The 13,250-nt window shown below is 72.6% G+C and carries 13 protein-coding genes and 1 pseudogene; 7 read left to right on the top strand and 7 right to left on the bottom strand.

Translation table 11 applies throughout. The features are described 5' to 3' along the window. Window positions 1-153: 153 nt before the first annotated feature. The 4 genes from ACFWVP_RS17820 to ACFWVP_RS17805 form a co-directional block, all read right to left on the bottom strand. Window positions 154-324: a hydrophobic protein gene (locus tag ACFWVP_RS17820; protein WP_384497649.1), complete on the bottom strand. Its 171-nt coding sequence runs from the start codon at window positions 322-324 to the stop codon at window positions 154-156. A gap of 311 nt (window positions 325-635) precedes the next feature. Continuing rightward, window positions 636-2,159, bottom strand: a complete 1,524-nt coding sequence (locus ACFWVP_RS17815) for a PTS transporter subunit EIIC (protein ID WP_384497648.1) — start codon at window positions 2,157-2,159, stop codon at window positions 636-638. A gap of 44 nt (window positions 2,160-2,203) precedes the next feature. Beyond that, window positions 2,204-3,172 carry an N-acetylmuramic acid 6-phosphate etherase gene (gene murQ / locus ACFWVP_RS17810; RefSeq protein ID WP_384497646.1) on the bottom strand — a complete coding sequence of 323 codons (969 nt, stop codon included), beginning with the start codon at window positions 3,170-3,172 and terminating at the stop codon, window positions 2,204-2,206. 73 nt (window positions 3,173-3,245) lie between these two features. Next, window positions 3,246-4,163, bottom strand: a complete 918-nt coding sequence (locus ACFWVP_RS17805) for a MurR/RpiR family transcriptional regulator (protein WP_384497644.1) — start codon at window positions 4,161-4,163, stop codon at window positions 3,246-3,248. Window positions 4,164-4,320: 157 nt separating this feature from the next. Between ACFWVP_RS17805 and ACFWVP_RS17800 the strand changes: the two genes are divergently transcribed. Together ACFWVP_RS17800 and ACFWVP_RS17795 are read left to right on the top strand one after the other, a co-directional pair. Further along, the gene (locus ACFWVP_RS17800) at window positions 4,321-4,689 is read left to right on the top strand and encodes a hypothetical protein (protein ID WP_384497642.1); all 369 of its coding nucleotides are present in this window, start codon (window positions 4,321-4,323) and stop codon (window positions 4,687-4,689) included. Continuing rightward, window positions 4,686-4,961: a DUF4031 domain-containing protein gene (locus ACFWVP_RS17795; RefSeq protein WP_384497640.1), complete on the top strand. Its 276-nt coding sequence runs from the start codon at window positions 4,686-4,688 to the stop codon at window positions 4,959-4,961. Before ACFWVP_RS17800 ends, ACFWVP_RS17795 begins: the two co-directional genes overlap by 4 nt. Here ACFWVP_RS17795 and ACFWVP_RS17790 read toward each other — a convergent pair. Further along, window positions 4,909-6,213, bottom strand: a complete 1,305-nt coding sequence (locus ACFWVP_RS17790) for a Cmx/CmrA family chloramphenicol efflux MFS transporter (protein WP_384497639.1) — start codon at window positions 6,211-6,213, stop codon at window positions 4,909-4,911. The two genes, ACFWVP_RS17795 and ACFWVP_RS17790, sit on opposite strands and share 53 nt — an antisense overlap. A 72-nt stretch (window positions 6,214-6,285) precedes the next feature. Then, window positions 6,286-6,930: a hypothetical protein gene (locus ACFWVP_RS17785; RefSeq protein ID WP_384497637.1), complete on the bottom strand. Its 645-nt coding sequence runs from the start codon at window positions 6,928-6,930 to the stop codon at window positions 6,286-6,288. A gap of 101 nt (window positions 6,931-7,031) precedes the next feature. Here ACFWVP_RS17785 and ACFWVP_RS17780 point away from each other — a divergent pair, with 101 nt between their 5' ends. The 5 genes and pseudogenes from ACFWVP_RS17780 to ACFWVP_RS17760 all read left to right on the top strand — a co-directional run. Next, entirely contained in the window at window positions 7,032-7,781 is a 750-nt protein-coding gene (locus ACFWVP_RS17780; protein WP_384497655.1) for a LamB/YcsF family protein, read from the top strand. Further along, complete coding sequence (locus ACFWVP_RS17775; protein WP_384497636.1) at window positions 7,778-8,413, top strand: allophanate hydrolase subunit 1; 636 nt, start codon at window positions 7,778-7,780, stop codon at window positions 8,411-8,413. Before ACFWVP_RS17780 ends, ACFWVP_RS17775 begins: the two co-directional genes overlap by 4 nt. Then, window positions 8,410-9,285, top strand: coding sequence for a biotin-dependent carboxyltransferase family protein (locus ACFWVP_RS17770; protein WP_384497634.1), 876 nt, complete (start codon window positions 8,410-8,412; stop codon window positions 9,283-9,285). Before ACFWVP_RS17775 ends, ACFWVP_RS17770 begins: the two co-directional genes overlap by 4 nt. 531 nt (window positions 9,286-9,816) lie before the next feature. Beyond that, window positions 9,817-10,512 carry a copper homeostasis protein CutC gene (locus tag ACFWVP_RS17765; RefSeq protein WP_384497633.1) on the top strand — a complete coding sequence of 232 codons (696 nt, stop codon included), beginning with the start codon at window positions 9,817-9,819 and terminating at the stop codon, window positions 10,510-10,512. Between the two features lie 54 nt (window positions 10,513-10,566). Then, window positions 10,567-10,787: pseudogene (locus ACFWVP_RS17760) on the top strand (membrane transporter); the annotation flags it as partial. 28 nt (window positions 10,788-10,815) lie between these two features. Here ACFWVP_RS17760 and ACFWVP_RS17755 read toward each other — a convergent pair. After that, window positions 10,816-12,900 carry a HelD family protein gene (locus ACFWVP_RS17755; protein ID WP_384497632.1) on the bottom strand — a complete coding sequence of 695 codons (2,085 nt, stop codon included), beginning with the start codon at window positions 12,898-12,900 and terminating at the stop codon, window positions 10,816-10,818. Window positions 12,901-13,250: the final 350 nt, after the last annotated feature.

Genomic DNA, 13,250 nt, shown 5'->3' with positions numbered 1-13,250 from the left:
GCTCATTTCGCGAGGTAATTTTTGGTTTTCTGTAACTCGCTTGCCCTTTTTTCGGGGGTTTACGAATTTTGAGGTAGGGGTAATGGTAAACGTGGGTGGGCCGGGACGCTTCGGTCCGGGCCCACCCACGTCATCAGTGCTGGTGAAGGTGTTCTACCAGCGGTACCACCGGCCACGTCGGCCACCGCTCGCGGTCGGCCGGACAATGAATCCGATCAGCCAGACCACGAGCACGATTACTGCGATCCACCACAGCGCCTTGAGTGCGAATCCGGCACCGAAGAGGACCAGGGCGAGCAGAAGAACGAGAAGCAGGGGAACCATTGTTATCAACCTCCAAGGCTTCTGATGCCCTAGGAATGATTTCCTACTCCTGGATTATCCGAAGGTTTTTGTCGCCTTGCGAGACGGCGTCTGCCTCAGGCCACCGCGGCGAAAGCTGGAGCACGATCCAGGTCAAGGGCAGCCGCCGACGCCGCCGACGGGGCACCGCACCGCCTCGGCCGTGAGGTGGTGCGGTGCGGTGCCCGGCGGTCCGAAGGGGCCGGAGGCGAGGTGGCCCGAGGGGGCAGACGAATCCGAGGGGTCAGACGGGTCCGACGGGTTCGACGGGGCCGAGGGGCCGAGGTGGAGGGTCAGACCCCCGCCGGTTCCTTCGCCGGGGCGCCGGGTGCGGTGCCCGGGTCCGTCGTGGTGTGGCCGCCGGTGGCGGCGACCGTCGAGGGGACCGGCTCCTGCGGGACGTTGAACTCGTCCAGCAGGGCCTTGCTGAAGCCGAAGAAATACGTGGCGACGAATCCGGCGACGTAGCCGACCGCCAGACCGCCCGCGTAGATCGCGATCGTCGAGCCGAGACCGTGGTTGCCGTCCAGGAGCGGGAACAGGGCCCAGCCGGACGGGCCGATGGCCGTGGAGCCGACGGAGTCGCCGAGTTGGTTGAACAGGCCCACGAAGCCGCCGCCGAACGCGCCGCCGACACAGGCCGTGATGAACGGGCGGCCGAGCGGGAGCGATACACCGTAGATCAGAGGCTCGCCGACACCCAACAGACCGGCCGGGAGGGCGGACTTGATGTTCCTGCGGATCGACTCGTTACGGGGCAGGCGCAGGTAGACCGCTGCCGCCGCGCCGACCTGGCCCGCGCCGGCCATGGCGAGGATGGGGAGCAGGACCGTGAAGCCCTGCTGCTCGATCAGCGTCGTGTGGATCGGGATCAGGGCCTGGTGCAGGCCCAGCATCACCAGCGGCAGGAAGAAGCCGCCGAGCAGGAAGCCCGCACCCGCGCCACCCGTGGACAGCAGCCAGTCGGCGAACGTACCGATGGCGGAGGAGACCTCACCGGCGACGTACATCAGGCCGAAGATCGTGACCAGGCCGGAGATCAGCACCGTCAGGGTCGGGGTGACCAGGACGTCGAGGGCCTCGGGCACCCAGCGGCGGCACCACTTCTCCACGTACACCGCGAGGACCGCGGCCCCCAGCGCGCCGAGCACACCGCCCTGGCCGGGGGAGAGGGTCTGTCCGAAGGCGTCGATGTTCGCGACGCCCGGGAAGACGATGATCGCCGCGACCGCACCACCCAGGATCGGCGTACCGCCGAACTCCTTCGCCGTGTTGTAGCCCACGAAGACCGCGATCAACGCCATGAAGCCGGATGCCATCGCGGCCAGGGCGGGTGTGACCGAGGGCAGCCAGCCGAGGTTGACCAGCAGTCCGTTGAGACCGGCGATGATGCCGCAGCCGATGAGGGCCGGGATCAGCGGGACGAAGATGTTCGCGATCTTGCGCAGGAACAGCTTGAACGGGGTGGCGTTCTTCGCCTTCTGCTGCGCCTTGATCGCCGCGCCCTGCGCCGCCAGTTCCTCGGAGGTGTGGACGACCGGGGGCGCGGACGCGCGTTCCTCCTCGACCAGCTGCTCGAACTCCGGGGTGACCCGGGCGACCGTACCGGGGCCGAGGACGATCTGGTACGTGTCGTCGTCGACCACGCCCATCACGGCGGGGACGGCCTTCAGGGCCTCGTCGTCGACGAGGGAACGGTCGTGCAGACCGAGCCGGAGCCTGGTCATGCAGTGGGCGATCGAGCTGACGTTCGCTGCGCCACCGACGAGCGGAAGGATCGCGGCGGCGGTGGCGCGGTTCTTGTCTTCAGTAGCCATGTGCATGGTGCCTTGCTGTGCGGGGGAGTGGTGCAGGTGGTGCGTCAGGTGGTGCGTACGGCCGCGAGGGCGGCGCGGAGGTGGCCCTCGGAGCCGGCCAGGAGCGTGGCGGCGGTGGGGCCGTCGACCTCGCCCAGGATCGTGAGGATGGCGTTCTTGACCTCGCCGTCGGTGGCGGCGAGCGCCGCCTCGATCTCCTGGTCGGAGGCACCGGTGGCGAGGGAGACGATCCGGCGGGAGCGGGCGCGTAGCTTCTCGTTGGAGGCGCGCACGTCGACCATCAGATTCCCGTACGTCTTGCCGAGCCGGATCATCGTGATCGTCGACAGCATGTTGAGGACGAGCTTCTGGGCCGTACCCGCCTTCAGCCGTGTGGAGCCGGTGAGCAGCTCGGGGCCGACGACGATCTCCAGGCCGTGCTCGGCGGCCGCGGCGAGTGCGGAGCCGGCGTTGCAGGAGAGGCCGAGGGTGAGCGCGCCCTTGCCGCGGGCGTGCTCGACGGCCCCGATGGCGTACGGGGTGCGGCCGGAGGCGGAGATGCCGACCACCGTGTCGTCGGCGGTGAGGCCCAGCTCGTCCAGGTCGGCGGCGGCCAGCTCCTTGCTGTCCTCGGCGCCCTCGACGGCCTTGACCATGGCGGACGGGCCGCCCGCGATCAGGCCGATGACCTCGGACGGGTCGGTGTTGAAGGTGGGCGGGCACTCGCTGGCGTCGAGCACGCCCAGGCGGCCGGCCGTACCGGCGCCCGCGTAGATCAGCCGGCCGCCGCGCGCCATGCGCTCGGCGGTGGCGTCGATCGCGGCGGAGATCTGCGGCAGCTTCGCGGCGACCGCGGCGGGCACGGTGGTGTCCTCACCGTTCATGATCCGGGCTATCTCCTGGGTGGAGAGCCGGTCGATCTCGGCGAGCTCGGGGCGGAACGCCTCGGTGGTGAGGGTGGCCAGCTGCGCGCGCAGCTCGCCGTAGCCGTCGGGGGCGGCGGCGTCGTTACCGGCATCGGTGGTGGAGGTCATGGACAGCTGCTCTGCTTTCTCGGTCTCGTACGGTTCTGCGGGTGCGGGTGCGGGTGCGGGTGCGGCCGTGTGGTCAGCGGCTGCGCGGGCTGTGGCGGTGGGCGAGTGCCTCGTACGAAGCGGCCAGGGCGGGTGCGGCCGTCTCGTACGTACGCTGGGCGACGCCTATGAACAGGCAGTCGACGACGAGGAGCTGGCTCGTACGGCTCGACATGGCGGCGGGCCGCAGCTCGCTCTCGCGGGCGGTGGACGTCGTCAGGACGTGGTCGGCGTACTGCGAGACCGGTCCGTCCGGGCGGCCGGTGATCGCGATCGTCGTCGCACCCCGGTCGAAGGCGACCCGGAGCGGCTCTATGGCGTCCCCCGTGGAGCCGGAGTGCGTGATCGCGATGGCCACGTCACCGGCGCGGAGCTGCACGGCGTTGGTCACCGCGAGGTGCGGGTCCGTGTGGGCGTGGGCGATCAGACCGATGCGGAGCAGCTTCTGCGCCAGGTCCTGGCCGACGAGGGAGGAGGCACCGACGCCGTAGATGTCGATGCGGCGTGCGGTCGCGGCGGCGGCGACCGCGGCGCCGAGCTGGCCGGTGTCGAGGCCCGCGGCGGTGTCGGCGAGGGTCTGCTGCTCGTCGTACGCGAGCTTGGTCACGACATCGGCGATCGGGTCGTCCACCGCGATGTCGGCGGTGACGGCGGGCGCCCGGCCGGAGAGCTGGTGGGCCGCGAGCCCGGCGAGCGCCAGGCGCAGGTCCCGGTAGCCGGGGTAGCCGAGGAGGCGGGCAGTGCGGACGACGGTGGCCTCGCTGGTGCCGGTGAGCTCGGCGAGACCGGTGACGGTGAGGGCGGCGCATCCGGCAGGGTCCCCCGCCACGGCTTCGGCGACCCGCTGCATGGAGCGGGTCATGGAGGGGGCGAGGGTCCGCACCTTGGCCGCGAGGGCCGCAGGCGCGGGCGGGGAACCAGCGCTGAAACTTTCCTTCACGTCATTGGTCACCCTTGAAAGTTATTTCCACTCCGCCGCATCGTCAATCCCCTATGAGTGATTGGGAGGCTAAGGACGAAAATGTGGAGTAAATGCCCGATTTGGGCGTCTCCAAGTTCCCAATCACCGGGCAGCCCGGTGCGCCAGGGGAGCGGGGGAGAATGGGGGGATGGAGTTGAGGATGGTGGAGCGGGAGTTGCATCGCGCGCGGGCGTTGGTGATGGCCGACCTCGTCGCGGGTGACGTGGCCGAGGCCGAGGTCGTCTCGCTGGTCGAGGACGCGGTGACCCATCGGCGCTGGTGGGTCGAGCAGTGGCCCGAAGGCGTGGCCTTCGTCACCGGCCTGGTGGCGCAGGACGTCCAGGACGCGCTGCTGGAGCGCTACGGCCGCTGGCCGCTGTGCCCCGTGTGCACCGAGGACGGGCCGCACGCCCTGGAGGTCGAGCCCGAGCTCGGCCCCGACCCGCACTGGGTCTGCACCAAGGCCACGGTGGCCGTCGCACCCGTGGGGGAGCTCGCAGGGGTGCTCGGCGGATGACCGTCTACATCGACCCGCCCACCTGGCCGGGGCACGGGCGCATGTGGTCCCACCTCGTCAGCGACGTGTCGTTCGACGAGCTGCACGCCTTCGCCGCGGCGATCGGCTGCCCGCCCCGCGCGTTCGAGCGCGACCACTACGACGTACCCGAGGCGCACTACGCGGACGCGGTGCGCGCCGGGGCTCGGGAGGTCGGATCGAAGGAGATCGTGCGCCGGATCACTGCCGCGGGGCTGCGGCGCCCGAAGGGGCGGCCTGCTCCCCAGGAGTGACCGACGTGGCGGAAGCGGCAGAAGTCGTAGAGGCGGCAGGAGCCGGTTCGGTGGCTTGCGTGGGGATGGTCCTGCCCGGGGCGCCCGCGATGCGTCGGGACGGGGTGCCGTTGCCGCCCAGGCGCATCGACACCACCACCGCCGCCAGGCCGACCAGCATCATCGCGGCGCCCGCCCAGGCCGTCGCCTGGAAGCCGAAGTCCGCGTCGATGACCGTGCCACCCAGCCACGGGCCGCTCGTGTTGCCCAGGTTGAACGCCGCCGTCGTCGTCGCACCGGCCAGCGTCGGGGCGACGCCCGCGACGTTGAACATCCGGGCGTTGAGCGCCGGGGCCGTGTAGAAGGCGGACAGGCCGAGCAGGAACGCCAGGACGATCACCGCGACCTGGTTCGACGCGAACAGGGCCAGTGCCACCAGGAAGACCGTCGAGGCCGTGATGCCGCTCAGCAGCACCCCGAAGAGGTGCGCGTCCGCGACCCGGCCGCCGATCGTCGTCCCGATCACCGCACCGACGCCGAACAGCGCGAGCACCCATGGCACCCAGCCGGAGCTCAGCCCCGCGACATCCGTCAGGAGCGGCGCGAGATAGCTGAACGCGCAGAAGACACCGCCCGCCGCGAGCGCCGTGATCACGATCGACAACCACACCTGGCGGTCCCGGTAGATCGCGACCTCGCGCTTGAGCTGCGGCTTCTCGTCGGGCAGCGGGATGCGCGGGATGCGCGTGGCGACGCCGACCAGGGCCACGGCGGACGCGGCGCCCACCGCCCAGAACGCCGAACGCCAGCCGAAGCTCTCCCCGAGGAACGCGCCCAGCGGCACACCCAGCACGTTGGCGATCGACAGCCCGCCGATCATGACGGCCATCGCCCGGGCCCGCGAGTTCACCGGCACCATGGCGATGGCGACCGCAGCGCCCACCGCCCAGAAACCGGCGCACGCCAGCGCGCTCACCACCCGGGAGACGAAGAGCACCTCGTACGTCGGCGCCAGCGCGCCCGCGATCTGGCCCAGACCGAAGACCGAGATGAGCGCGACGAGCGTCGTGCGGCGTGGCAGCCGGAGCGTGGCCACGGCCAGCAGCGGGGCGCCGATCACCATGCCGATCGCGAAGGCGGATATGAGGAGTCCGGCCTGCGGGATCGACACGTTCATGTCGTCGGCGATCGGTGGCAGCAGTCCGGACAGCATGAACTCGCTGGTACCGAGAGCGAAGACCGAAAGGCCGAGGATGTATACGGCCAAGGGCATACGGGGCCGGCTGGAGGCGGAGTCGGGCATGACTGTGACCAACAGTGTTCCTTCCCTCGGCATTCCCCCGTCTCAGTGGGTGAGCAGCTCCAGCTCCGTCATCAGGTTCTGCCGGGCCCGCGGTCCCCACTCCGCGACCCCGTGCGGCGTACGGAACAGCCTGGGCAGGCCCAGCAGCTGCCGCAGGACGGCCGCCCGGCCCTCACGGAAGGCGTCGTCCGGTACGAAGCCGTACTCCTCCCGTACCTGCGCCGCGTACGCCGCGTACTCCCGTGGGCCCGCCGCGAGGATCGCCAGGTCCGCGTCGCACAGCACCTCCCCGTTGGTGTCGCCGTCCGCCGGGTCGTGGGTGACGGTGAGCCGGACCAGCCGGGCCACCTCGGCCACGCCGGCGCCGGGGACACCGGCCTCCGGCAGGGCCCGCTCGGCGAGAGCGGCGCTGCGCTCCTCGTTCTCGGTGCGGTCGGGGCGGTAGACCGCGTCGTGGAACCAGACGGCCAGGCGCACCAGGTCCGGGTCGGCGGCATGGCCGGCGAGGGTGTCGACGCGGTCCAGGACCTGGGTCAGATGGGCGGTGGTGTGGTAGCGCCGCTGCGATTCGGCCCAGCGGGCCAGGAGGTTGTCGGCGTACGGTGCCGGGTCGGGGCCGGGGGCTCCGCGCCGGGCGGCGACGAGGGCGTCCTGCCAACGGGTGCGGAGCGTGAGGGCGTCGGTCATACGGCGACTGTAGGACGTGCCCGGCCTTGTCGTGCGGGGCGGCCGGTGGTTAGCGTGCGCCCGTGACGGACACCGCTGACCCGACGTACCCGACGTACCCGATGGACCTCAACGCGGACCTCGGAGAGGGGTTCGGACGCTGGACCCTCACCGAGGACGAGGCGCTGCTGACCTGTGTCACGAGCGCCAACGTCGCCTGTGGCTTCCACGCCGGGGACGCCTCCGTGATGCGCCGGGTCTGCGACCTGGCGGCGGCCCGGGGCGTGCGGATCGGGGCGCAGGTCTCCTACCGCGACCTCGCCGGTTTCGGACGCCGCGCCATGGACGTCCCGGCCGGCGAACTCACCGCCGAGACCGCCTACCAGATCGGTGCGCTGCGGGTCTTCGCGGAGGCGGCGGGCTCCACCGTCTCGTACGTGAAGCCGCACGGCGCCCTGTACAACCGCGTCGTGTGGGACGACGGCCAGGCAGCCGCCGTCGTCGAGGGCGTCCTGCTCGCGGGCGGCCGTCCGGCGGTCCTCGGGCTGCCCGGGTCCAGGCTGCTGGCCCACGCGGAGGCCGCGGGCCTGACGGCGGTGCCGGAGGCGTTCGCCGACCGCGCGTACACCCCGCAGGGCACGCTCGTGCCGCGCGGCGAGGCGGGCGCGGTGCTGCACGACGCGGACGACGTCGTACACCGCAGCGTCGGCATGGCCGTCGGGCGGACGGTGACCGGCGTGGACGGGAGCCGGATACCGGTCGCAGCCCGGTCGCTGTGCGTCCACGGCGACACTCCCGGGGCGGCGGCGCTCGCCCTGCGGATCCGGAGGGCACTGGAGGACGCGGGCGTGTCCGTGCGGGCGTTCGCGTGAGCGCGGTACGGGTGCTCCCGGCCGGGCCCCGGGCCCTGCTGGTGGAGCTGGCCTCCGGCGAGGACGCGGAGGCCTTCCACGCGGAGCTGCTGCGCCGCCGGGCGGACGGCTCCCTGCCCGCCGTGCGCGAGATCGTCCCCGGCGCCCGGACGGTGCTGCTGGACGGGGTCGAGGACCGTTCGCTGGCCGAGCGGCTGCTGACCTGGGAGATTCCGCCGCCGCACCGGGGCGCGGGGGAGGCCGTCGAGATCCCCGTCGTCTACGACGGCCCGGATCTCGCCGAGGTCGCCGGGCTGTGGGGCGTCGCCGTCGAAGACGTGCCGCGCATCCACGCCGGTACGGAGTTCCGGGTGGCCTTCTGCGGATTCGCGCCCGGATTCGGATACCTCACGGGGCTGCCCGGCCACCTGCACGTACCGCGCCGCGCCACCCCGCGGACCAGGGTGCCCGCCGGTGCGCTGGCCCTCGCCGGGCCGTACACGGGGGTCTATCCGCGCGCGTCGCCCGGCGGCTGGCAGATCGTCGGCCGGATGCCGGAGCCTGCCGCCCTGTGGGACCCGGGACGCGAACCGGCGGCACTGCTCGGCCCCGGCGCCCGGGTGCGCTTCGTGGCGGCGGGAGTACGCGGATGAGCCCCGGGCTCCATGTCGTGCGGGCCGGGGCGCTGACGACCGTGCAGGACGAGGGGCGGACCGGCTGGGCGCATCTCGGGGTGCCCCGGGCGGGGGCACTGGACGCGCCCGCCCGGCGGCTGGCCAACCGGCTCGCCGGCAACGCGCCGGACGCGGCGGTGCTGGAGACCACGCTCACGGGCTGCGCGGTCCGCCTGTCCGGAGCCCCGTCCGTGACCGCAGTCGTCGGCGGGGCGGGCTGCCGGGTCACGGTGGACGACCGGCCGGTGGCGTGGGGTGCGCCCGTGCGCGTACCGGAAGGGGCGGTGCTGGAGGCCGGGCCCGCCGAGCACGGGCTCCGCTGCTATCTGGCGTTCGGCGGTGGTCTGGTGCCGGAACAGGTGCTGGGCAGCCGGTCCGCCGACCTGCTCTCGGGGCTCGGCCCGCCGGTCCTGCGCGACGGTGACGTACTGCCCCTGGGGCTGCTGGCCCCGGGGCACGGACACGGCTGCGCGCCCGCCGACGCGGTGCCCTGGCCGGGTGCCCCCGCGGAGCTGGTCCTGCCGCTGTACCCCGGGCCCCGCCACACGTGGTTCACCCCGGCCGCCCTGCGTACGCTCACCACCGCCGCGTACCGGGTCTCGGAGCGGAGCAACCGCATCGGACTGCGTACGGAGGGGCCCGCCCTGGAACGCTCCCGGGGCGGCGAACTGCCCAGCGAGGGCATCGTGCTGGGTGCCGTCCAGGTGCCGCCGGACGGGCGGCCCGTGGTCTTCCTCAACGACCACCCGACGACGGGCGGCTACCCGGTCGTCGCCGTCGTGGCCGAGGCCGCCCTGGCAGCGGCGGCCCAGGCGGTGCCCGGGACGCCCGTGCGGTTCGTGGCGGCCTGAGCGACCACCTGGCGATTGGATGGGAACTCGAACGGGGTCGGCGGACAACAACAGGTGACAGTGCCCACGCCTTCGAGGGGGTCCCGATGAGCTCAAGAGCCTGGGCTCCGGGGCATCGCGAAGTTCGTCGAGGTCAAGGATTCGAGGACTCGTCCGGGCGGCCGTGGTGGACCGGATGGGGCAGCGCCCGTAGGGGCGTGTGCGGGGCGGGCCCGGTCGGGGGGCCGGGTCCGCCCCGCACACGCCGAGTGCAACCTACACGCGAGTTGTTTCGGCTGATGACGTGGCCCTCCCGCATCCCGCCGCGCGGCCCCTCCTCGTCGGTGGGGGTGGCGCGACGGCGACGGCGCGTCCTGGCCGACGGGGCGGCTGCCCCGTGAGGCCGTCGGCGCGTCCGTTCCATGGATGTGTCCCGGGCCTCGCGTATCTTTCACGCCCATGCGTTCACATGGGGAAGCTGCGCCGTCCGGAGCTGACCCGTAGGCTGTTTATTGGACTAGACCTATAGCCGCTCCGAAGGAATGGAACCACATGAGCAACCGTGCAGTCCTGGAGGTGATCGCTCTCGACGCGGAGGACGCGGTCGCGGCTCAGGCGGGTGGTGCGGACCGCCTCGAAGTGGTCACCGACATGGCCGCGGACGGCCTGACCCCTTCTCCGAAGACCGTCGCGGAGATCCGGTCCGCCGTGGACATCCCGCTGCGCGTCATGCTCCGGGTCGCGGACGGGTTCGCGGTCGGCGACATCGACGTGCTCGTGGAGAGGGCGCGCGAGATGCGGGCGGAGGGGGCCGAGGAGTTCGTGCTCGGCTTCCTCGACCAGGAGGGGAACGTCGACCTGGTGGCCGTCGAGCGTCTCGTCGCCGAGCTGAACGGCTGCCGGTGGACCTTCCACCGGGCGATCGACCGCGTCGTGGACCGCGACGCACTGCGCAAGCACCTCGCGGAACTGCCCGGTCTGGACACGTACCTGACGGCGGGCTCGGCCAAGGGCGTCGATGACGGCATCCCCACCCTGCTCGCCGAGGCGGCCCGAGCGGCAGCCGGGCAGCCGGGCTACGAGCCGCAGATCCTGGTGGGTGGCGGGCTCCGCCTGGAACACCTGCCCCGCCTGGTGGCCGCCGGTATCGACGCCTTCCACATCGGCGGCGCCGCCCGTCCGTCCGGCTGGTCGGGCCCGGTGGACGAGGCGGCGGTACGGGAGTGGCGCGCGGCCCTCGGCGGGTGAGCACGCGGCGGGGCGGGCGCGCGAGGCGCGACGGGCGGGCGCGCGACGGGCGACGTCTTCGCCGCGTTCCGGACCAGCGACAACATCGTGGTGAAGATGCTCGGCCTCGGACTCGCGGCGAGCGTGCTCATCGACGCCACCGTCGTCCGGCTCCTCTGGTCCCCGCCGTGATGGCCCTGGTCGGCCGCACCGCCCGGTGGACACCGCGCCGGCTGGACCGGATCCTTCCGAAGGTGGACGCGGAAGGATCCGGGGACGCGGCGCAGGCCGCCCGGACCGGCGGGAGAGGCGGGGCGGCGGTTCCTACCCGAGTTGCTCCGGCAGTGGGGCCGCGTGCAGGACCACCAGGCCCGAGACCGCTCGGGTCAGGGCCACGTACAGCCGGCGCAGGCCCGTGCGTTCGTCGGGTTCGCCGTCGACCACGGCGGCCGGTTCGTCCAGCACCACGTAGTCGTACTCCAGGCCCTTCGCCAGCGACGCCGGGACCAGCGTCAGCCGGGACGCGGCCGTCGTCTCCTCACCGGGGGAGAGGTACGCGTGGCCCGCCGCCGTCAGGGCGTCGGCCAGCGCCGGGACACGGGCGTCGGCGGCGATCAGGCCGATCGAGCCCTCGTGGGCCAGCGACTCCTCGCACGCCGCGACCACCGCCGCGACCAGGGCGTCAGCGCCGGTCACCTCCCGTACGGCCAGCGAGCCGGGTGTCTCACGTACGGACTCCACGGGGGCCAGACCGGGCGAGATCGCGGGGAGCAGCCGGGAGGCGTACGCGATCACCTCGCGCGGCACACGGAAGCCCGCGGTCAGCTCCTCCACCACCGCGTCCGCCTTGCCGAGGTGGAACAGCGCCTGCGCCCAGCTCTCCGTCGACCAGGGTGTCGTGCCCTGTGCCAGGTCGCCGAGCACCGTCGCCGAGCCGGTCGAGCAGCGGCGGCCCACCGCCCGGTACTGCATCGGGGACAGGTCCTGGGCCTCGTCGATGACGACATGGCCCAGCGAGTGCGTACGGGCCACCAGGTCGCCCGCCTCGTCGATCAGGACCGCGTCCGCCGCCGACCACTTCGCCGACTTCACGCTGCGGGCCGGCTTGGCCAGGACGATCCGCTTCTGCTCGTCGCCGGTGAGGATCCCCTCCGCGTGCACCGCCAGGAACTCGGGGTCCGAGAGGAGCCGCAGCACCAGCTTCGCCGGGTCCACCGCGGGCCAGACCGCCTTCACGGCCGCCTTCACCGCGGGCGTACGCGCCACCGCGTTCTGCACGCGGTCGTCCGGGGCCTCACCCGCCTCCTCCATGCGTACGAGGACGGCGTGCGCGATGCGCTGCGGGAGCGCCTCGTGGGCGGCGCCGTAGCGCATGTCACGGGCCAGCAGCTCGTCGACCATCTCCTCGATCTCGTACGCCGGTACGCGCCAGCGCCGCGAGCCGCGCACCACGACGACTCCCTCCGTCGGCGGGGTGACGTGCGAGCGGAGCGCGCGCCGCAGGACCTCGGCCATCCGGGCGTCGCCCTTGATCACGGCGGCGGCCGCCTCGTCGGTGCCGCGCACCTCGACCTGAGCCGTCACCAGGTCCTCGACGGTGGCCTGCTTCACCTCCAGCTCGCCCAGTGCGGGCAGCACCTGCTCGATGTAGTGCAGGAAGGACCGGTTCGGGCCGATGACGAGGGTGCCCGTGCGGGCGAGCCGTTCGCGGTGCGCGTACAGGAGGTAGGCGACCCGGTGCAGACCGACGGCCGTCTTCCCGGTGCCGGGGCCTCCCTGGACGCAGACCGTTCCGCCGAGGTCGCTCCGGACGATCTCGTCCTGCTCCGGCTGGATCGTCGCCACGATGTCGCGCATCGGGCCGACGCGGGGCCGCTCGATCTCCGCCTGGAGGAGCTTGCTGGTCTGCTCGGTCTCCGCCGGGTCGGTGAGGTGCTCGTCCTCGTACGCGGTCAGTTCGCCACCGGTGTAGCCGAAGCGGCGGCGCCGGTCGACGTCCAGGGGGTTGTTCCTGGAGGCCTGGTAGAACGGCTGGGAGACCGGGGCGCGCCAGTCGATGACCATCGGGTCGCCGTGGGCGTCGTGGACGTGGCGGCGCCCGATGTAGAACTGCTCGCCCTCGGCCCCCTCCGCCTCTTCCGCGCCGACCGGGTGCCGGTAGTCGAGGCGGCCGAAGAACAGCGGGGTGTGGGAGAGGTCGGCGAGCGCCTTGATGCGGTCGTCGATCTGGGCCTGCAGGACGGCGGCGTTGACCCAGTTCGCCGTGACGTCGCGGATGTCGAGGGCCTGTACGTCCTCGCGCATGGCGCGCAGTGCGGCGCGGGAGCCGGCGAGGTGGGCACGTTCCCCGGCCAGTGGACTGCTGGCCGCTTCGCTGGTGTCTTCGCTTGTCTCTTCGTGCGCGGGCACGGTGTTGCCTCCGGCTTTTCGACGCAGGACGGCGGACCGGGCTCGGTGGCCTGGTCCGCTCAAGGACGTTCACAGGTGCGCACGCAGAGGATGCGTGCGGCTGTTGTCGGCCGGTTTCCGTCCGGTCGGCGGCGCTCCCCCGGCTGCCGGCCGCTCAAGGAGGCGGCCGGTACCACGGTGCGGAGGCGGGCAGACCGGCGATTGTATCGACCGTGGTCCGCACCGTCGAACGAATAAGGACGGTGTCCGTATCTCCCGTAGGGGACGGTGGGGGCGGGGTGCGACCTGGGGCCTACCCGGGCCCTCGCGCGCTTCCGTCCACAGGCCGATGCCGTTCCGGCCGGGAGCGG

The organism is Streptomyces sp. NPDC058637, from assembly GCF_042717325.1.
GTDB lineage: Bacteria > Actinomycetota > Actinomycetes > Streptomycetales > Streptomycetaceae > Streptomyces.
Note: the sequence above shows the minus strand (reverse complement) of the source record. Positions and strands in the feature narration are given on the sequence as shown.

What these genes read in the sequence shown, in the direction of transcription:
- ACFWVP_RS17820 (WP_384497649.1), bottom strand. Translation starts at nt 324, where the DNA reads ATGGTTCCCCTGCTTCTCGTTCTTCTGCTCGCCCTGGTCCTCTTCGGT.
- ACFWVP_RS17815 (WP_384497648.1), bottom strand. Translation starts at nt 2,159, where the DNA reads ATGGCTACTGAAGACAAGAACCGCGCCACCGCCGCCGCGATCCTTCCG.
- murQ (WP_384497646.1), bottom strand. Translation starts at nt 3,172, where the DNA reads ATGACCTCCACCACCGATGCCGGTAACGACGCCGCCGCCCCCGACGGC.
- ACFWVP_RS17800 (WP_384497642.1), top strand. Translation starts at nt 4,321, where the DNA reads ATGGAGTTGAGGATGGTGGAGCGGGAGTTGCATCGCGCGCGGGCGTTG.
- ACFWVP_RS17795 (WP_384497640.1), top strand. Translation starts at nt 4,686, where the DNA reads ATGACCGTCTACATCGACCCGCCCACCTGGCCGGGGCACGGGCGCATG.
- ACFWVP_RS17790 (WP_384497639.1), bottom strand. Translation starts at nt 6,213, where the DNA reads ATGCCCTTGGCCGTATACATCCTCGGCCTTTCGGTCTTCGCTCTCGGT.
- ACFWVP_RS17785 (WP_384497637.1), bottom strand. Translation starts at nt 6,930, where the DNA reads ATGACCGACGCCCTCACGCTCCGCACCCGTTGGCAGGACGCCCTCGTC.
- ACFWVP_RS17780 (WP_384497655.1), top strand. Translation starts at nt 7,032, where the DNA reads ATGGACCTCAACGCGGACCTCGGAGAGGGGTTCGGACGCTGGACCCTC.
- ACFWVP_RS17770 (WP_384497634.1), top strand. Translation starts at nt 8,410, where the DNA reads ATGAGCCCCGGGCTCCATGTCGTGCGGGCCGGGGCGCTGACGACCGTG.
- ACFWVP_RS17765 (WP_384497633.1), top strand. Translation starts at nt 9,817, where the DNA reads ATGAGCAACCGTGCAGTCCTGGAGGTGATCGCTCTCGACGCGGAGGAC.